The following is a 19,050-nucleotide window of genomic DNA, read 5'->3' as shown; positions in this document are numbered from 1 at the left end:
GTGTGTAATTAATTCTGTCCAATTACTTAATACTAATGTTCACAAGCGAGCTCAACGCGCTACTTGACCAACAAGCGAGCCAACGCCAAGCTCCTCAATGCCGCTACATTACCGATCGCGTTAACTGGGAGCAATATGAAGCCTTGCTCGCTATAAATGGCGATACTTCGGCATATCGAGTCACGTATTTAGGATCGCGAATTAAATAACTTACAATTTTAATTGTTATGGTGGGATGGGCGTCCCGCCCGTCCAAAAAGGGCGGGCGGGACGCCCATCCCCTACTCCCCACAAAGGGAGCATCTCATATTTGTAAAAACACTTCTTCTGGCTCCTGACTTCTTCCTTCTGACTCTTTTCTCCGGGCTCCTGACTCCTGACTCCTGACTCCTATTTCTAGCTTGGTTGCTTTCATTGAGATGCTCCCCCCACTTTCCTTGTGTAAGTTATTTAATTCTCATTCCTTAGATGGAGCCTTAGACATTATGTCACCCTCCCGGCGCAGGCTAAACGCATCTTAACTTTAACGCAAAATATGCTACAGTTAAATCCGACTAAATTTCAATGTATTTTGTTGTATTTTAGTGGGAATATCAAGGGCAATAGGTTTTAGTAAAGCTGTAAGTTTCCAACAAAAACAAACAGATTCCTGGTCTTCAATGAATATTTGAAATGCCATTTTTTTAGAACATTTTGCCAGTTTGAAGGGCCCAAGAATAGAAAGAAGTAAAGCACACTTACTCAAAGATATTATCGCGATGGCGATTCTAGCTGTCCAGACGCGGTGCAGACGGATTGCTGGCAATAGAAGCCTATGGTAACGCCAAATATGAATGGTTAAAAAGCTTTCGATAATTCAATACGCTTGGGCCCGTGGAAAATTATAGCGAAAATGTTGGGCGGAGTGAAACGGAGGGTTCGTTCACTCGTGCCCAACCTACGCACGATCGGTTTTTTTAGCACTAACCCAAGCGTCTTGAGTTATAAAATAATTAAAAACCCGGTTTTTTCAAAAAATCGGGTTGTTGAAATTGATGGTGAAGCGCGATTTGCTGTCTAAACTATTCGGAAAATAAAAGGGTAGCGGTAAGGTTGGTTAGGAGTTTGCAAAACGTGGAGGATAGCCATTATTGTCAGTCCCCAGTGTAGCAGATAACCTAGGGGGACTAGGATAAAGCCAGCAAGACCGAAAGTGACGACAGTTAACGCCACAATTACGGCGCTGTACACCCATACATTAAGGTGAAAATTGATGGCTTCTGTGGCGTTTTCTTTGACAACGGGGTCATCTGATACTAACAATACAGCGATCGGCGCTCCGATCGAGAACAGTAACGTGCTGAAAAAAATCGCCCCGTGACACACCAGTGATAGCAGCTTCCGCTTGTCGGAGTCGTACATACTAAATTTCTTCCTTGACTTTATTGATAATTTTACCTTTAATAGCAACTGTAGCACAGGCTATAATGGCGATCGGGTGATGATTCCCCTACCAAATTGTGATGACAACAGAACTCGAAACTGAATTGCTAACTGCTGTTGAGCGCCGGCGCAACTTTGCTATTATCTCGCACCCTGACGCGGGAAAAACTACTTTGACAGAAAAGCTGCTGCTGTACGGAGGTGCAATTCACGAAGCAGGTTCTGTGAAAGCGCGGCGGGCTCAGCGACACGCTACCTCTGACTGGATGGCGATGGAACAGCAGCGGGGAATTTCTATTACTTCTACTGTTTTGCAGTTTGAGTATAAAAAATATCACATTAATCTGCTCGATACTCCAGGACACCAAGATTTTAGCGAAGATACTTATCGCACTCTGGCGGCGGCTGACAATGCGGTGATGCTTGAGGATGCTGCTAAGGGTTTGGAACCGCAAACTCGGAAGTTATTTGAAGTTTGTAAGCTGCGAAGTCTGCCTATTTTTACTTTCTTTAATAAGCTCGATCGCCCTAGCAGAGAACCTTTGGATTTGTTGGACGAAATTGAGAAGGAATTGGGGTTGCAGACTTATCCGGTAAATTGGCCCATAGGTACGGGCGATCGCTTTAAAGGTGTTTTCGATCGCAGAGGGCGCAAAATTCACTTATTTGAGCGCACTAAGCACGGTTCTCGCGCTGCTGTTGATACCGTCATCGAATTGGGCGATCCGCGCATTGAAGATTTGTTGGAACAAGACCTTTACTATCAGCTCAAAGAAGAGTTAGAACTGCTTGATGAGTTGGGAACTGAACTCGATTTAGACTTGGTTCGGGCTGGAAAAATGACACCAGTTTTCTTTGGCAGCGCCATGAGCAATTTTGGGGTCGAACTGTTTTTAGATGCGTTTTTAGATTACGCTATGAAGCCTATCGCCCGCAAGAGCAGCGCCGGAGATTTGCCCCCAACTTATGAAGACTTTACCGGGTTTGTGTTTAAATTGCAAGCCAATATGGACCCAAGACACCGCGATCGGGTGGCGTTTATTCGGGTTTGTACGGGCAAGTTTGAAAAGGACATGAACGTGACTCACGCTCGCAGTGGTAAAACGGTGCGTTTGTCAAGACCTCAAAAGTTATTTGCTCAGGATCGTGAGTCGATCGAGGTTGCGTATCCGGGCGATGTGATCGGTTTGAACAATCCGGGAGTATTTGCGATCGGCGATACTATTTACACCGGCCAAAAACTGGAATATGAAGGGATTCCCTGTTTTTCTCCTGAACTTTTTGCTTTTTTGAGAAATCCCAATCCTTCTAAGTTTAAGCAGTTCCGCAAAGGCGTTTCTGAGTTGCAGGAAGAAGGCGCTGTGCAAATTATGTACTCGGTTGATGAGTCGAAACGCGAGCCAATTTTGGCGGCTGTCGGACAGTTGCAATTTGAAGTTGTGCAGTTCAGAATGCAGTCGGAATATAATGTGGAAACGACGATCGATATGTTGCCTTACAGTGTAGCTCGTTGGGTTGACGGCGGTTGGGAGGCGCTGGAAAAAGTTGGGCGGCTGTTTAATACGGTGACGGTGAAAGATACTTGGGGAAGGCCGGTTTTGCTGTTTAGAAATGACTGGAATTGCCGACAGGTGGAAGGGGAGCATCCTGTGTTGAAGTTAAATGCGATCGCCCCTGTGGTTTCTGGTTTGGCTGTTAGCGAGGAGTGAGATTACCGCAGGCAAAGGACACAACAGTGTTGTGTCCTTACGAATGATATTTATAGCAACCCTAAATCATTCGCGTAATTATTGTAGGGGCAATCCCCCCGTGGTTGCCCCGATAAATAGGGGGTAGGCACTCTTAGCACTACCCCTACAAATTTACATGAATGATTTAGGATTGCTATATTCGGCTTAAATACGCCGGATATAAGAAGTTACAATCACGGATCTAACAATTTTTCTAAGATGGTGTAAATGTCTTTTTTGTCACCATCTTTACGTCTCCCTAATCCCACGACAACAACTAGAACTCGATCTTGTTCGACTTGATAAACTATACGATAGCGCTGTCCAACAGCTCGGATGCTGCGAAATCCTGATAGGTTATCTACAAGGGCTTTGCCTTGCTTTTGTGGTTCAACTTTTAGTTGATCGATGCGATCGCGCAATTTTTCCTGTTCTCGTCGATCTTTGACTGCCTCCAACATTTCCAGTGCCAGTGGCGTAAGCTGGATCTCATATTCGATCGCATTTTCTTCGTGATTCATAGTCCCAATTTTGCTTTGGCATTTTCCCAGGAAATAGTTTCGCCTTGGCGGGCTTGGGTGATGCTTTGGCGCAATTTGGTAACGAATTCTGTATCGGTGAGAATATCTAAGGTTTCTAACAGTTCAGTCAAATGCGTGTAGCTGATTGCAGCCATAACGGGAACGCCATCTTGAGTGATGATGATAGGCTCATTGATAAGTTCTTGGGGTAGGTTTGGAAGCTGCTGCTGTGCTTGGGCAATGGTGAGTCGTTTGGACATGGTTGTACTAAAGCAACATTACTTTCACTTTAGCATTTCGGCCCAACTAACTGGTTTCCAGCCGCTGACGCTGGTAACGAGTCAATCCAAAATCTAAAATCTAAAATCTAAAATCTAAAATCGGTTGACGGCTGGCCCCCTCTGCGGCTACGCTTTGAAGTGAGAGGTTGCTTGCTTGTAGAGGAGGCAGCCCGCGTCGCCCAAAAATCTAGTTGCACTGCCCAAAGCTGCTGGTAACAGCAATGGACAGCATAACCGCCAAACTGGAATCAGCAGTCTGGAGGCTCCGAGAATCTTAACATTCTCTGTAGCCGCCCTGCTATGTCTTGAAATGCGGGGCGGCTGGGTTTTTGGGTTTTTCTAGAAAACCCAAAACCAGGAGAACATATTATGTCACAGGAATTCGTGCCTGACGACAACAAATCCCAATGCCCAAATGACGACTCAGCAGCAGTATGCGAACAGGAAGTGGTGCTGTTAACGGTTGTCGGTTCGCCCAAAGGTGTCCGGGAAACCATACTCACTTTGTACCGACTGGGATTTGCAGAAGTGGGCGATTGGAGTCCCGTACAGCGTGCGGCTAATCCGAAGCAGGTGATGAGCGTGCTGATCCGTCGGAAGCGGGCTGACGGTACATCGCCGAGACAATCTGGGCGGTAAGCTGCAAGGTTAAGTTCTTTTTAGGGCTTACGCATGGGGCCCAGAAACCGGGTTTTTACGAGAATACTGGGTTGTGAGGCGCAGATTCGGTAAAAAACCCGGTTTCTTGGAGGAATGACGCATGGGTGGCTAGAAACCGGGTTTTTACGAGAATACTTGGTTGTGATTCGTAGATTCGGCCAAAAACCCGGTTTCTTTAAAGGCTGACGCGCGGGTGGCCAGAAACCGGGTTTTTTCGAGAATATTTCGTTGTGATGCGTAGATTCGGCAAAAAACCCGGTTTCTTTAAACGTTTTTATTAAAACTGAGATGTTGCACCCTTCTCAATTACTTGTTTAGGAACAGGCAAGATGCCTGTTCCACAAAGATGAATTTTCTTGTGGAACAGGCATCTTGCCTGTTCTTGAGAATGGTGCAAGATGTGAGTTAAAACAAACTGATAATACCGCTATTAGGAGTGTCACTTAAAACTGCGATCGCACCATAGTTCTCTCTGAGTAGCCTCTCGATATCCCGCGTCGAGCAATTTCCGCGCCGTATCCAAATTACCTTCGGAGGAAATCCCAACAATAGACTCAATTCGCTAAAATCCGCATCCTTAGTAACGACAATATAGTCATGCTGACGAGCATACTCCCAAACTTCGCGATCGGGTGCGGTAGGTAATCCAATTGCATCAACATGAGCGGAATCTGGATAAATATCAGCAAGGAGATTGACAAGACGAGGAGAGAGATTTTGGTCAAATAACAGTAGTTTCATCACCCAACAACTAACATAAACTGCTCTCGTTTCGCAGCGAAACTCAAGCAAGCTAAAATATCCTGTTGCGTGAGATAGGGAAAATCCTCTAGGATTTCTTGATAAGTCATCCCAGAAGCGAGATATTCCAACACGTCATAAACCGTAATTCTCATACCTCGAATACAAGGTTTACCACCTCGCTTACCCGGTTCGATCGTAATGATATTAGCGATGTCTTGTTCTGACATGGCATTTTTCCTTTAGCTACTGTTTTCAATTTTAGCATCAAAAAATAGAGATTAAAACCTGGCGATTGAAATCGCGTCTACACAAACAAAGTCCGCGCAACGCGAGACTAAAAGAGCAAGGAAGTATTTAACCACAAATTGACATAATTCTTCAGTCCTCTTTTAGAGGACTTTAGCTTTGAGGCAGGGGTTTAAACCCCTGTCGGATCGTGGCGATCGTGCAATATCTCAGAAACAAATAATTTTAGTGAAATTATTTAAGTACCTTGCGGCAAAAGTTGCAACTAATGACAGCAAAATAGAGTTGTGTTATAACAGCTATCGATCGACCACCCAAGCTATCTTAGAAAGGACGCTAGCGAAAGCACAGTCATGGCACCTTCCACTAATCCAAATCCGGCGGATTCATCTGCAAAACAGTCTCTAGAGGCTGGGCTAGCAGCTTTGAAACAGCAGGATTACCCCACCGCGATCGCCCTTTTAGAATCCCTTACCCAAACCGCAGCTAATCAGCCGTCGGGAATCCGCGCGCAGATGGGGTTAGTGGCTGCGTACAAAGCAACCGGTAATGTCAAAAAGGCGATCGCCCTGTGCTCTTCCCTCGCCAAAAGTCCCAACCCTCAAGTCAAAACTTGGGCCGATCGCGCTTTAACAGAATTAACCCCCCCTCGCCCGCCAAAACCACCGGAAAATAAACCAAAATCCGCAGAGACTCCCCCCGAAACAGGCTTTGTCGCCTTTGATGCCGGAACAAAATCGCCGAAAAAAACGATTGAGGGCGATGGCTTACGCCCCGCTTCGCTACGACCGACCGTAGATAAAAAAACAGGATTTTTACCTTTAGAGCCTGCTGTAGAGCCTGGGAACGCCAAATCGCAACCGATTTCCCCGCCACCTCCACCCCCCACACCGCCGATTCGCCCGACATCAGAGGGCGGGCACGGGGGCACCGCCCCTACAGAAACTGCACCGGATACCGCAGAAACTAGCGGCGAAAATGGTTCCGGTTCCCCAACAGATATTCCCGGAGTCGCCAGCCCAGATACTTACCAACTCACTTGGCGCGAAGCAGGCCGCGCCAAAAGCCCGCGCCCCCTCAAACCGCTGAAGTTGCTGGAGTTTAGGGTGGAAGCCGTTGCAAGTGCGATCGCCCTATTTTTCCTAGCCCGGTTTATCCTGCAATTCTTGCTGACAAACACAAATTCTCTGTTGGTTCAGCTTTACATATTCAGTAGACTGCCTATTTTCGCGCCGATTCAGCTTTTTTACCGCGATCCAACTCCCTTTGTTCAGATGGTTTTTGGATTGCTTTTGGCCTCGTCTCCCTGGCTGATAGACGCGCTGCTGAAACTGTTTTGTGGCATCGAAACTCTGCGCGGGTCAGTTTTATCCAAGCACAGCAAGGAAGCTAGTCGGGTACTGCGAAGTTATTGTACGAAGCAAAATATGCCGGTGCCGGTGTTGAAACTCTTGCCGCTGAATGTTCCTGTAGCTTTCAGTTACGGCTGTTTGCCCCGTTTTGCTCGGATTGCTGTGAGTCGCGGGCTGTTGGAACAGTTGACGGATGATGAAATTGCTACTATTTTCGCGCGGGAGTTGGGCCATATCTCTCACTGGGATTTTGCGCCGATGTCGCTGGCGCTGCTGGTGATTCAGATTCCTTACTTGATTTATTGGCAGGTGGCGCACTGGCAAGAGCGGTTGTGTGATTTAATGACGATCGAGTTTTTGCGTTCTGCTGTTAAATTTGTGGCCGCTGCAATTTCTGCTATTAGTTACGGGATTTATAAGTTGTTGCGCTGGCCGATGTTGTGGCTGTCGCGCCGCAGAGTGTATTTTAGCGATCGCACTGCTGCGGAAATTACGGGTAATCCTAACGGTTTGACGCGGGCACTGGGTAAAATTGCGATCGGCATTGCTGATAATATCGAACAGCAAAAACAAACTAGCTTTTTCCTCGAAAGTTTCGATCTATTGTTACCCGTAGGTGTTGGACAAGCTGTAACCCTTGGTTCTGCTGCATTACACGCGCCGCTAGAACAGATTTTGCTGTGGGATGTCAGCAATCAGGAGCGCAATTGGTTGACGGTTAACCGCGCGCATCCTTTGCTGGGAGAGCGTTTGAAGCTGTTGGCTCTTTATGCTCAATTCTGGCAACTGGAGACAGAGTTAGATTTGGCAAACGCGGGAGTGGAAGAACAACCCAGGAAAGGAAAATTGTCTCTGTTTAAGTCAATAATCGAATTTAAAGACTCAAAACTATTTTTACAGGGTGCGCCGTTTTTTGGGATTCCGATGAGTTTGACGATAGTCGGGGTGCTTTGGCTGATTGGGGGGATTTTTTCGAGGACGAGTATTTGGCAGTTGGATTGGCTTTGGGGCGATCGATCTATTCTTTGGGGCTGTTTGCCGATCGGATTTAGCATCGGTACTTTGATGCGGATCAATTATTTCTTCCCGGATATTATACCGCGAGAAACCGCTTCGCCGAGTTTGCCGGAAATTTTGTCAAATCCCGATAGTTTGCCGCTGGATGCTGAACCGGTGCGGCTGGAAGGGCAACTTTTGGGTCGATCGGGTATGAGTAATTGGCTGGGACAAGATTTGATTTTGCAAACGGCGACAGGGTTGGTGAGGTTGCACTATGTTTCGAGGTTTGGCTACATTGGCTCTTTGTGGCCATTTTTGTTCAAAGAGACTACTCGCCCTAGCGATTTGATCGGAACATCTGTTGTGGCGACTGGTTGGCTGCGCCGGGGTGCTACTGTGGCGATCGACCTTGAAAGTCTCCGCACTCAAGGAGGGAGGGCCAGTGACAGCGGACATCCGATTTGGTCTGCGATTTTGGCTTTTGCTGCTGCTTTTTGGGGCGCATACATCATTATCCAGGGCCCAAGGTGAGGAATATTTATCAGATTGTGGGGTGAATCTCACATCTTGCACCTTTCTCAGGAACAGGCAAGATGCCTGTTCCACAAGAAAATTCACTCTTTGTGGAACAGGCATCTTGCCTGTTCATAAAAAGCTTATTGAGAATGGTGCAACATCTCAGGTGAGTCGCCAACAACGCGCATCCTCGATCGGTGTTGAGTTAAACAGGGGATTGGCGATCGGATTCTGGAGTTGCTCCCTACGCACCCTACAGTCTATCCGTTACATCCGTTACATCCGTTACAAAATCCGTTGCCGAACTTCTTTCGTAAAGAAAAGTTGCTTTTTTGCCAGCATTCTGTTACATTAGTTTACAGGAATTGGATTGAACCAAATAGCGCGATAACTTCAGTTGGCTAAAATCCCTTAAGGCATTGCGTAAAAATTGTCAACATCCCAACACAGCAAGTACAGCCAGCCGCTTGTCGGCTGTTTTTTTTCGATCGCTATTTTTGCTGTGCCGGATGAATTCTCAAAAGTGATTCAGATGTGGTTTCCGTTAAATTCAGACTGAAATCTTCCTAAATAACTAGCTCTGTTACCAAGGCTGTGATACCTTTAAAGAATGCTCGGACTCTGCCGGGCCTGATTTAAGGGATAGCGGGTAAGTGAGTAGTTCTCAGCATTAGGAGCGAGATGAGGAGCGAGGTAAGATTACTGGCTGAAAAAATGTTAGCCATTTTATCCATCACTGTATTAAACTGAATATTGGCATTCCGATCGCTTGCAATTGACACATCCTTGGACATAAATTTCTAGACGGCCCTGGCTATAAACATTCTGAATCAAAACCGGAAGCAAGTAATACAGAATAGCCAATAGCCTAAACATTTGAGTGATGACTAAAAGTTTACACAACAACCTGAGATTTAAAAGCTCTCTGCATCGGCGGTTAAGTTCCGGCCTTATCAGAGTAAATCATCTTTTTGTTCTAAAAGGTGGGGGAGCTGTCAAGGTTGGTGGGAGGAATGCGCCAATTTTCGGGTTATGTGGTGTTTGCCTGAAGTCAATATTCAGTTGAGTTCAGGTAATTCTGTTCGAGCAAATTAATTAAAATCCAAGTCGGGAGGAATTTTTCATGTCTATTCGTCTTTATGTTGGCAATCTACCGAAGGAACTCGATCGCCTAGAATTGCAAGAAGTTTTTGCACCGGAGGGCGAATCTGTTACCACCAAGGTAATTACAGACCGCAAAACTGGAAAATGCAGAGGATTCGGTTTTGTGACGGTGCTAACCGACGAACAAGCCGACCAAGTTATTGAGAAATATAACGGCTTGATGTTCAAAGAAAACCCGCTGAAAATAGAGAAGGCATTGCCCCGCTCTAAGGGTAAATCTGAGAAGGGCGAAGACGATCAGCAGCAGTCGCCGCAGTCACCGCAATTGGTGTCGGCATCGGCGTCTGTCCCTATGCCTGTGCCTGCGCCACAGCAACAGCAACGCTCGTCGGCTCCCCCTAGTCAAGGTGGAGGCGGTTCCAGCAAAAGCAATCGCCGTCGGGGTGACAACAACAAGTCTCGCCGCAATCAGTCAGCCACAACGGTGTCGAGCGCTGATTCCGGCTCAGTGCAGCCAGATCCGCGCTGGGCGAGTGCTCTGGAAGAACTCAAGCAAAGATTGGTGGAAGCTCAGACTACTAATTAGTCGAAAATGGCGGCTAATTGCTGCTACCTCTCGACTGTGGTTGACTGAATGTATCTGGAAGTGCGATCGAGAACCGCTCAAAAAAGCCTGTTGTCGATCGCACTATTTTATTGCAAAAAAACCTGTAATATCATGTCCTATCAATTACCATTAATATGGTAGGGGCGGGTTCACCAACAATACCCGCCAATAATTGACAATCTCAAAAACCCGCCCCGGCCGGGTTCTTACGGTCAATCGATCGCACCAGTCCCAATTCTTTAATCGAAAAAGGTATAAGTCCTCTTTATTCGATCGGCCCGAATTCGATTGTCTCAATAAAGTCAAAAATCTTGTTCATAATTCCCTCAACTTCAGACTCCAGAGAACCCAATTCATCCCCCTCCTGATAAATGCGCTGACAGCTTACCGTGTAGCAAAAATCGTCAGCAATAAAAGCCATAAGTCCCCGGTAAGCATCCAACCGAGTCAGAGGGCCATCGTTTTCTTGCACGCTGATAGTTGCACCCGCCGGCAAATCTAAAACCACGAAATAAGCTTCTTCATCTTCTAAATATTCCGCGTGGAGTAACTTAGAATTGGGAACATTAGCAAGAATTGCCTGAGAAACAAAATTGTCGAGAAAAGACTTGAGATAACCTTCCTCGCCAACCGACTCGATTGTTTCTTCAACTTCACCAGCAACAGGGAAATAATCAATTTTCAGCAAAACGCCAAAGTCGTCTGAAAATGCGACACAGCCTTCTTGCTCATCCATTTTACCGCCTCGTTCCTGGTCAACTGGAATGGGAACGCTAAAATTGCCTTCAGGAGATACGTACCATGCCGCATCGAAATCAGACTCTTCGCCCTCTACTTCCGAGTAAGCAGCAATTACATCCTCAATAATTTCTGCAGCTTCCTCATCTTCCACACCTAATGCTTGCTGGAATTCCTGAAGAAAAGCCTGGTGCTTCTGAGATATTTCGCCATCTGCGACAAACATTGCTGCGGTTATGGCAAAAGTATCCAAAACTAACTCATCTGGCATAGATTCCCAAGCAGTATTAAATAATGCTCCTAAACCGTCTTGGGCGACAATACCTGCGAGTCTTTGAAACATTGCTGACATATCATCTTCCGAGTATTCAGCAAATATTTCTGATTCCCAAAGTATGCTTTCTAAGATATCAGCATCCGTATCAGGGGAATTTGCCTCGGCTGCGACAAGTGCTACCGCTGCTACGGATTCTTCTAAAGTCAAGCTTGCTTCGGATTGGTCTTCTGAATTGAATATTTTATCAAACTTGCCCACAGGTTTTGCCCCGCTAGTGTTTAGTTTTGCTATTCATAGCAAATTTATGACATAAAAAGATAGTAGTCAATCGATTTTAGATTTTAGATTTTAGATTTTAGATTTTAGAATTGAAGCATTGACCCCACGGATAAATTCGGGGGCTCCTTTATCGGATACAGGTTTTTTATTTCTGGACGGATGAATCACGTGGCGGGTATCCTGGATGCTTGATTGTCAGGGATACTCTGGACGCCGGACACTGGACCGTGTTGTTTGCCTACAGATATCGCACCCGACATGGCGCCGTGCCGTTTCCCTACAAATAAGTAATTGGACAGAATTAATTACACACTGATTTTTTGCTGATTCTTTACTAGACAAGGCTTGTAGCCCAAATTTTTGTGTAATTAATTGTGTCCTACTACTTATCGCCTATTACCAAGGACTGCCAATTATTGTGAATCCGGCCCAAAAGTTCGGGTGAGAGAAATCTGCATTTGCTACTTGTGTGGCTTGATTAATGTCGATCGCGCCTTGAGTTCCCCGCAATTGACCGCCTTTTACTACAATTTGTTTGTGGATCATTGCCAGTTGAGCTTTTCTGAGGGCTTCAGCTTTAATATTTTCCGATCGCAAATTGCCATAAAACTCGGTCATCAACGCCAAAGTGCCGATATCATTAACTTTCCACAAACTCGCTACCGCTGATTTGACACCGCTGCGGACGGCCAGTCCAGCAAATCCCATTTCTGCTGTATTGTCGCCGATCGCAGTTTGGCACGCACTCAGCACTAATAATTCTACTTGTCGGCGATCGTACCACTTCGCCGACCTAAATTCATCCAGCGCCAAAGAGCTGTCCCACAAATCAATCTCAGCTTCTTTTCTTCCATTTTCGCCTTGAGGAAAACTGGCGTGAGTAGCTAAGTGAACGATTCCAAATGCCTGTTGTTCTCGCTGTTTTCTCAGGTTTTCTAGGGTAAAGTCTTGATTGAGAAAAGAGCGACCTTGCCACAAGGGAAATGCTGCTGGATTTTGCGTTTCTGTTCTCCTCCCGGCGATCGCAGATAATTCGATCGGCACCGCAGCCAAACGCTCTTTCTTGGTGTGTGGAAATTCTGAAGCACCCATTGCTAAAACTTGAGCGTTTTTCAAACTTTGATACTTTGTGTTACTCAGGCTGACACTGGGGATTGAGCCGAGGCTGTACTTTTCTACTAGAAATTGCTTGCCGTCGTGCAAAGCGGATAGTGGCAGTTGGCGCAAACCTGCATCGAATGAAAAAATTAGCGTATCGATATTTAACGATTCCAATTCTTTAGATATTGGTGCAATTAACCATTGGTAAAGTTGCTGCGCGTTTTCCAAATATGCTGTATCTTGGGAACTTTGTGGCTGTGCCAAATAGCCCTGAAAAAGATTCACAGTTTTTAGCAGTGTTTTGCTGTTAACCGGCGCTTGTTTGAGAATAGGAGGCCCGTCGGGAACTACTAACACTAGCGACACTTCTTTGAGCCGGACGAGCGCGTAAACAATTACAGCTTGCTTCCCGGTTTCCTCCTTGATTGTTTTGAGAGTTTCTCTTAGATATTGAACGTTGATTTTTTTATCTGTGAAATTTTCCCCATAATAATTTTCGTAGTCTTGTTCAAAGAGTTGGTCAATTAGAGCAACCGCATCATTAGCATTACCTTGGTCTAAAGTTTGTTCGACGAGCAATCTGCTAATTTGTGAGGGAAAGAGATTTGGGATATCTGCGGGTAAGGGATTTTCTGCGATCGGAGGGGGAATTGGCGCTGGTGCGGGAATTGGCGCTGGTGCGGGAATTGGTGCTGGCGCTGGTGTTGGTGCGGGCGCTGGAGTTGGTGCTGGTGCTGGTGTTGGTGCGGGTACTGGATTAACGGGAGGTGATTCTATTTGCGGCAGAGAGATTTGGGGAATATTTGCCAACCAATTAGTAGCGTTTTCAGCAGGTTGTTCTGGAGGAGGCGTCTCGGCGGGAGGGGGATTTAAGACTATGTATCCGTCGGGTTGTTCGGTGGAAGAAGCGCCAAGCTGCGGCGGGTTTTCGGGAGGGTTTTCTGAAGCTGGGATAAAGGTAAGATTGGGTGTTTCAACAACGGGCGGTATGTCGATCGATATTTGTCGATTATTGTCTAGTTGAAAGCCAACTCTGGTATTTCCAGTTTCAGGATTTAGCTCGAAAGAAGTTTCAGCACCCAATAAATCGCCAATTAAAAAAGCTAAATTTTGTTGGGGAGTTTGGCTGGGGCTGACAGCGGGTGCGGGGACGGGTGCAGGCGCGGGTACGATCGCACTTACAGGCGCGGGTACGATCGCACTTGCAGGTGCTGGCTGAATTGGAGCTAACGGCTGGGTTACGGAGGCAAGAGGGGCTGTGGGCGAGGGATTTGGGGCGTTTGAAGGTTGAGGGGCGATCGCAGGTTGAGTGGCGAGGGAGGAGGTGATTTGGGAAACAGAGGGAAGGCTAGGCCTCGAAGCTATGCGGGCAGCAGCGTTTGGGGTTGTGGGTGTTGAGGGCTGTGTGGGGCGCGCGCGGGGTGGCAGTACGAATGAATCGGGCAATTCAGGTAGTCGGATGTTGAGGGGAAAACCAGGTATCGGATCGGGTGTTGCCGAAGGTGCGATCGAAGTTTGGGGAATTGGGGCAGGTGGGATAAATATTTGGCGAATTGGGAAAGGTGCGATCGAGCTTTCGGGAGTTGGGGATGGTGCGATCGAGCTTTCGGGAATTGGGGAAGGTGCCAGGGGTAAACGCGGTGGGAGTTGCGGTGAGGGCGTGCGTGCGGGCGCTGGAGTCGGTGTTGGGGAAGGGGCTGGAGTAGCTGCGAGTGTCGGTGCGGGCGTTGGAGTAGCTGCGGCTGTGGGTGCAGGCGTTGGAGTAGCTGTGGCTGTGGGTGCGGGCGCTGGAGTAGCTGCGGCTGTGGGTGCGGGCGTTGGAGTAGCTGCTGGTGTGGGTGCGGGTGTGGGAGTAGCTGCGGGTGTCGGCGCAACTATTGGTGGCGGCACGGAAATAATTTGAATGCGATCGACATCCTGTTTGTGAGTATAGAGATATTCGCGATCGGGCAAAATTGTTTGAATAGGATTAGAATTTCCCCTAGTAATTGCACCCGCCGTTCCATTTGTGGCAGAATCACCGACAATAAACGGCGTTAATCCTGCGCCTCCGTGGCGGATAATTATAGTACCGCCGCTGCTATCTCCAGGATTTCCAGCCGTAGAAATGCTAGCATTGATGCCGTTTCTGTCTGTGAAGGAATTGAGCGATCGAAAAAACCTTCCCATCAGAATCTCCACATTTCCGCCGATACCGCTGCCCTGACTCTGAGCATCAATTTGATTCACAGTAATATTGCCAGAAGTGCTGCGGTTATAAGCCGTGACATTCCCTGCATTCCCCTGCGCCGAAGAGTCAATTTTACCAACAGTAATACTTCCGGTAGCGTCGAGCAAGATACTGCCGCCATTACCAGCAGACGAGGTATTGATATCGTCCGCAGTAATATTAGTTCCAGCATTCAAATCGATATTGCCACCAGTGTTAGGGGAAGTCGCATCAAGATTTTTAATTGTGATTTCTCCGTTCTCACTAAACAAAGAAATTCCGGCGGGTGAGGTAATATTTTTGGCGGTAATATTATTTGTAGTAATAATGTTAATTGCAGCGGGACTTTCGGGGATATCATCTTGAATATTGACGCTGTTGAGGGGAGCAACACTGCCCACAGCACCACCAAAGTCAACACTTCCGGCATCGGGTTGAACAGTCAGACTGTAAGGGCCGTCAACAGTAGACTTAAAAGTAATATCGCCAGTTTCTAAAATTTTTACCGACAGGTTGTCACCTAATGTTACCGGAGCGTTAAAAGTAATGTTATTGCGGTTGGTTTCGATCTTGCCCTTGGCAGTAATAGAATCATTTGCCTGGACATCAATATTGCCACCACTAACAGTAATACTGGGAGCGAAAGTGCGGGAATTAATATCAGATGTCGAAACTGTTCCGCCAGAATTTATGGTGATTCCTCCGCCCTTACCATTTGCCGCAGCGGTAATAATTGGGCCGGCAGTTGTGTCGATATTACCGCCGCTTTGAATGCGAAGATTGCCGCTATTGGCGTTGAAGCCACTTAACAATAAAGCGCTACCAATTCCTGCCGTACTGATGTTGGTTGTGGCTTCGAGGGAAATATTGCCGCCGTTGTTGCCGCCGATCGCGTTGATGATTCCGGCGGTAGTATCTATAGAACCGCCGCTTTTGAAGGTTATTGAGCCGCCGTCTTGATTGCCGATCGCCCGGATGTCGCTGGTAGTAATATTTCCCCCAGCATTTAGATTAACATTGCCGCCTGTGTTAGTTTTAAGGCCGGGAGATGAACCGTCATAACTTGTCAATAACTGACCTGTATTGATATTTCCGTTGCTGTTAGTAAAGTTAAGATTTCCACCCTGTATTCCAGATACTAAAACATCGCCTATATTAATGTCACCGCTGGCAGTAGATAAAGTAACATTGCTGCCATTGCCCTTAGCAGAAGTACCCGCGATCGCGGTTCCTGTTGTCGGTGTTGTGATGCCGGTGCTGGCTTGAATGGTAATATTTCCAGCAGCGCGATCGCCCGTGACATCGATCGTTCCGGTATTTATGGAACCGGCAGTGCTCGTAAGTGCGATCGGGCCGCCGTTTTGATTCGCCGTTACAGTGAGATTGCCAGTCGTAATATTGCGATCGGCACTCAAAGTAATTGACCCACCATTTTCCGGTAGAAAAATCGTATCATTTCCTGAATCCTGAGAGCTGGTTGCATTTACTTTCCCTGTAGTGATGCTGCCATTTGTGCTAGTAAAATCAACAATCCCGCCTTGCAATTTACCATAGTTTAATACGTTACCTGTTATAATATTTCCACTGGTAGAGATAGTAATATTGCCGCCATTCTTACCGCTGTCTGAAGAATTATTGAGGTCGCCAAGCTGGATATTGCCATTTACGCTTGTAATATTAATATCTGCACCATCTGCTGTAGATTCACCTATACTCTCTGCACCTATATAACTTACGTTAACGTTACCATTTGCCTGTAACGTTACAGAACCAGGAAAGCTGGATAAACCGCTATTTCCAGTGGTTATATGTACTCCGCTTGGAGGAAAAATAATAGCTCCCTGTTCGCTGATGATGGTAACATTACCACTACTGCCAGTAGGTACTGTATTAGGAACTCCTCCTGCAAAACTCTCTATGCAAAAACTAGGGGAGGTACAGTCTAAAGTGATATCGTTTTTTGCTTTGAGAGTAATATCACCCGATCCACTGGACGCGAAAGAAGCTATACTTTCTCTAAGAGTAAAGCTGCCACCAGCATTAACAGTAATATCACCGCCCTTGCCATTCACAGCGGTGGCTATAGCCCGAAGTGCTCCTGTTGAAATATTTCCTCCTGCAGTCAAAGATATAGAACCAGCATCGCCCCCAAAATTATCTGCGTTAATGTTTCCTGTTTGAATGCTGCCTGCCGCTTGCAAAGTTATAGGGCCAGTTTGACCAGTTCTTGGGAACAAATTCGGATCGGGAAACGTATCAATTTTTCCTACTACTTGAATGTCACCACCCGATCGCAAAATTACCGAGCGCGAACTGCCCAATATAAATTCATCACCTGTAGTAGCACCAGCCAAAGTTGCATCTGGACTCGTAATTATGATATCTCCATTAAAAGTAATATTTCCAGTACCAGAAGTCGTATCTACCTTGATAGATGCACCCGTATATCCCCCAGAGGTATAGTCATTAGGCTGCATAATTGGATCGTACAAACTGGTAAAATTAGCAGGTTTGCCCGATCGATCGACAATTGACATATTACTGCCACTGCGAAAGTGAGCATCTGTAGATATCATGCCATCGCTCACTAAAGTCATATTTTCGCCGCTCACAAATGGCGTTTGCGAAAGATGATTCAGCGCCAAAAGATCGATACTTTGATTTCCCTGAATGTAGAGATTTCCGCCAGCATTCGCCACAAACGGATTTGCCACACTATCGCGCACCCGCACTGTATTGTTAGCCAGCAAATTCAAATCGCCAGTTGTACGCAACTGACTTTCAACTAATGTCAAATTGCGATTAGCTGACAGCGTTGCATTCTCCGCCATTACTTCTTTAGCAGCGACATCTCCATTCTCTACCTGCAAACCCGAACCCGTTAATTCTACTTGCCCTCCAGCGTTGACTGTCACCCCCGTTGCACTTCCCCCGCCACCAGTCAACAACTGCGGCAAAGATGCAACCGGCAACACCCAATTTTGAGGCAAACTCCCCGCGACAGATTGCGGCTGAATCTCCAAACTCAACAGATTTCCCGGTTGACTAATTCTGACTAAACTCTCACCCGGTACAGCCGCAACAGTAATATTTCCTCCCGGTGCAGAAAGTTGTCCCGTACTCAAAACCGTGCCGCCCAATAAAGTTAAATTTTGCCCTTGTCCCACAGCCAAATTGCCTAAATTGATAATTCCTCCAGGCTGTGTATTTGTAAAAGCAAAAGTATTAGGATTTCCGATTAATTGAGTATAATTATTTGTACCAGCCGCACTAAACCAGTTATTGCCAAAACCGATGCCCGTCGCAGTAGTCGCAGTGAAAGCAGCAGGCACATTCAAACTGGCATTTGCACCGAAAACAATCCCCGCCGGATTCATTAAAAATAAATTGGAATTGCCACCCGTTATTTGAATTAATCCGTTAATCAGCGAAGCATCGCCGCCGACAACTCGCCCTAAAATATTGCGAATATTGGGATTTGATATAAAATTGGCAGTTTGCCCTTGAGTTAAACCAAATTCTTGGAAACTGTGAAAGAGATTTGCACCGTCGCTTGATTGTTGGCCGCCGTTGATGTTAAATTGGTTGCCGCTGGGAGTAATTTGAGTATTGGTTCCGTCGGTTGCGGGGGTAATTTGGGCTGTGGCTGTTTGGGATGGGAAGAAAAGTCCTATTTCCCACATTGTTAAGGTGGTGAATGAGAGAAAGGTGAGGAAAAAGCGGGGTTTTCTGTGTGTGGATTTCATGGTTTTGTTAGTAGATGTTATGATCGTAGATTCATCAACAATAGATTATAATATCACCATCCTGTAGGGGCGGGTTCACCGAAATATATGACACCCAACGACGAATCGTAAAACCCGCCCCCACCCCACCCAAATATTAATAATTCATTGAATTTAACCATAAATTGATGTTATTTGGGGTTGTTGGTTGGGTGGGGGCGGGTTTATTAAAATTGTTTGTGGGTGACAAAATTAGTCGCGAACCCGCCCCTACGAATTTTGGTTATTGCGAGCGTAGATTCATCAACCATAGATTATAATATCACAATCCTGTAGGGGCGGGTTCACGGAAATATATGACACCCAACGACGAATCGTAAAACCCGCCCCCACCCCACCCAAATATTAATAATTCATTGAATTTAACCATAAATTGATGTTGTTTGGGGTTATTAATTGGGTGGGGGCGGGTTTATTAAAATTGTTTGGGGGTGACAAAATTAGTCGCGAACCCGCCCCTACGAATTTTGGTTATTGCG

Annotated in this window: 13 protein-coding genes and 1 pseudogene; 7 read left to right on the top strand and 7 right to left on the bottom strand. The window is 46.5% G+C overall.

Features of this window, described 5'->3' with window-relative positions:
- Positions 1 to 35: 35 nt before the first annotated feature.
- Both QUA16_RS16240 and QUA16_RS36935 read left to right on the top strand, forming a co-directional pair.
- The gene (locus tag QUA16_RS16240; protein WP_333104329.1) at positions 36 to 209 is read left to right on the top strand and encodes a hypothetical protein; all 174 of its coding nucleotides are present in this window, start codon (positions 36 to 38) and stop codon (positions 207 to 209) included.
- Positions 210 to 677: 468 nt separating this feature from the next.
- A pseudogene (locus QUA16_RS36935) lies at positions 678 to 849 on the top strand (transposase family protein); the annotation flags it as partial.
- A gap of 207 nt (positions 850 to 1,056) precedes the next feature.
- Here the strand turns inward: QUA16_RS36935 and QUA16_RS16235 are convergent.
- Positions 1,057 to 1,401, bottom strand: coding sequence for a DUF4870 domain-containing protein (locus tag QUA16_RS16235; RefSeq protein WP_333067728.1), 345 nt, complete (start codon positions 1,399 to 1,401; stop codon positions 1,057 to 1,059).
- A 101-nt stretch (positions 1,402 to 1,502) separates the two neighbouring features.
- Here QUA16_RS16235 and prfC point away from each other — a divergent pair, with 101 nt between their 5' ends.
- The gene (prfC, locus tag QUA16_RS16230; RefSeq protein WP_333104330.1) at positions 1,503 to 3,131 is read left to right on the top strand and encodes a peptide chain release factor 3; all 1,629 of its coding nucleotides are present in this window, start codon (positions 1,503 to 1,505) and stop codon (positions 3,129 to 3,131) included.
- A 215-nt stretch (positions 3,132 to 3,346) separates the two neighbouring features.
- Here prfC and QUA16_RS16225 read toward each other — a convergent pair whose 3' ends face one another.
- Both QUA16_RS16225 and QUA16_RS16220 read right to left on the bottom strand, forming a co-directional pair.
- Positions 3,347 to 3,673 carry a type II toxin-antitoxin system RelE/ParE family toxin gene (locus QUA16_RS16225; RefSeq protein ID WP_333104331.1) on the bottom strand — a complete coding sequence of 109 codons (327 nt, stop codon included), beginning with the start codon at positions 3,671 to 3,673 and terminating at the stop codon, positions 3,347 to 3,349.
- A complete protein-coding gene (locus QUA16_RS16220; protein ID WP_333085681.1) occupies positions 3,670 to 3,933 on the bottom strand; it encodes a prevent-host-death protein in 264 nt (87 codons plus the stop codon). Before QUA16_RS16220 ends, QUA16_RS16225 begins: the two co-directional genes overlap by 4 nt.
- A 390-nt stretch (positions 3,934 to 4,323) precedes the next feature.
- On the opposite strand from QUA16_RS16220, the gene QUA16_RS16215 reads away from it, so the two are divergent.
- Positions 4,324 to 4,593 carry a hypothetical protein gene (locus QUA16_RS16215; protein ID WP_333104332.1) on the top strand — a complete coding sequence of 90 codons (270 nt, stop codon included), beginning with the start codon at positions 4,324 to 4,326 and terminating at the stop codon, positions 4,591 to 4,593.
- A gap of 426 nt (positions 4,594 to 5,019) precedes the next feature.
- Here QUA16_RS16215 and QUA16_RS16210 read toward each other — a convergent pair whose 3' ends face one another.
- Positions 5,020 to 5,355 (bottom strand): DUF5615 family PIN-like protein, encoded by a 336-nt coding sequence (locus QUA16_RS16210; protein ID WP_333104333.1) that lies wholly within the window; start codon positions 5,353 to 5,355, stop codon positions 5,020 to 5,022.
- Positions 5,355 to 5,585, bottom strand: a complete 231-nt coding sequence (locus tag QUA16_RS16205; RefSeq protein WP_333104334.1) for a DUF433 domain-containing protein — start codon at positions 5,583 to 5,585, stop codon at positions 5,355 to 5,357. The genes QUA16_RS16210 and QUA16_RS16205 overlap by 1 nt, the downstream gene beginning before the upstream one ends.
- Positions 5,586 to 5,957: 372 nt before the next feature.
- Between QUA16_RS16205 and QUA16_RS16200 the strand changes: the two genes are divergently transcribed.
- From QUA16_RS16200 to QUA16_RS16190, 3 genes are all read left to right on the top strand, one after another.
- A complete protein-coding gene (locus QUA16_RS16200) occupies positions 5,958 to 8,486 on the top strand; it encodes a zinc metalloprotease HtpX (RefSeq protein ID WP_333104336.1) in 2,529 nt (842 codons plus the stop codon).
- Positions 8,487 to 8,901: 415 nt separating this feature from the next.
- On the top strand, positions 8,902 to 9,030 hold the full coding sequence (locus QUA16_RS16195; RefSeq protein ID WP_333181239.1) for a hypothetical protein: 129 nt from the start codon (positions 8,902 to 8,904) through the stop codon (positions 9,028 to 9,030).
- A gap of 564 nt (positions 9,031 to 9,594) precedes the next feature.
- Positions 9,595 to 10,161: an RNA-binding protein gene (locus QUA16_RS16190; RefSeq protein WP_333104337.1), complete on the top strand. Its 567-nt coding sequence runs from the start codon at positions 9,595 to 9,597 to the stop codon at positions 10,159 to 10,161.
- Positions 10,162 to 10,447: 286 nt separating this feature from the next.
- On the opposite strand, the gene QUA16_RS16185 is transcribed toward QUA16_RS16190, so the two are convergent.
- Positions 10,448 to 11,455, bottom strand: coding sequence for a tellurite resistance TerB family protein (locus tag QUA16_RS16185; RefSeq protein ID WP_333104338.1), 1,008 nt, complete (start codon positions 11,453 to 11,455; stop codon positions 10,448 to 10,450).
- A gap of 417 nt (positions 11,456 to 11,872) precedes the next feature.
- Positions 11,873 to 18,469, bottom strand: a complete 6,597-nt coding sequence (locus tag QUA16_RS16180) for a CHAT domain-containing protein (protein ID WP_445252170.1) — start codon at positions 18,467 to 18,469, stop codon at positions 11,873 to 11,875.
- Positions 18,470 to 19,050: the final 581 nt, after the last annotated feature.

Origin of the sequence: Microcoleus sp. S13_C3 (assembly GCF_036700905.1) — a bacterium.
GTDB lineage: Bacteria > Cyanobacteriota > Cyanobacteriia > Cyanobacteriales > Microcoleaceae > Microcoleus.
Note: the sequence above shows the minus strand (reverse complement) of the source record. Positions and strands in the feature narration are given on the sequence as shown.

Coding starts and splice junctions, on each gene's coding strand:
- QUA16_RS16180 (WP_445252170.1), bottom strand. CDS start 18,469: ATGTGGGAAATAGGACTTTTCTTCCCATCCCAAACAGCCACAGCCCAA.
- QUA16_RS16210 (WP_333104333.1), bottom strand. CDS start 5,355: ATGAAACTACTGTTATTTGACCAAAATCTCTCTCCTCGTCTTGTCAAT.
- QUA16_RS16225 (WP_333104331.1), bottom strand. CDS start 3,673: ATGAATCACGAAGAAAATGCGATCGAATATGAGATCCAGCTTACGCCA.
- prfC (WP_333104330.1), top strand. CDS start 1,503: ATGACAACAGAACTCGAAACTGAATTGCTAACTGCTGTTGAGCGCCGG.
- QUA16_RS16215 (WP_333104332.1), top strand. CDS start 4,324: ATGTCACAGGAATTCGTGCCTGACGACAACAAATCCCAATGCCCAAAT.
- QUA16_RS16220 (WP_333085681.1), bottom strand. CDS start 3,933: ATGTCCAAACGACTCACCATTGCCCAAGCACAGCAGCAGCTTCCAAAC.
- QUA16_RS16190 (WP_333104337.1), top strand. CDS start 9,595: ATGTCTATTCGTCTTTATGTTGGCAATCTACCGAAGGAACTCGATCGC.
- QUA16_RS16240 (WP_333104329.1), top strand. CDS start 36: ATGTTCACAAGCGAGCTCAACGCGCTACTTGACCAACAAGCGAGCCAA.
- QUA16_RS16200 (WP_333104336.1), top strand. CDS start 5,958: ATGGCACCTTCCACTAATCCAAATCCGGCGGATTCATCTGCAAAACAG.
- QUA16_RS16235 (WP_333067728.1), bottom strand. CDS start 1,401: ATGTACGACTCCGACAAGCGGAAGCTGCTATCACTGGTGTGTCACGGG.
- QUA16_RS16205 (WP_333104334.1), bottom strand. CDS start 5,585: ATGTCAGAACAAGACATCGCTAATATCATTACGATCGAACCGGGTAAG.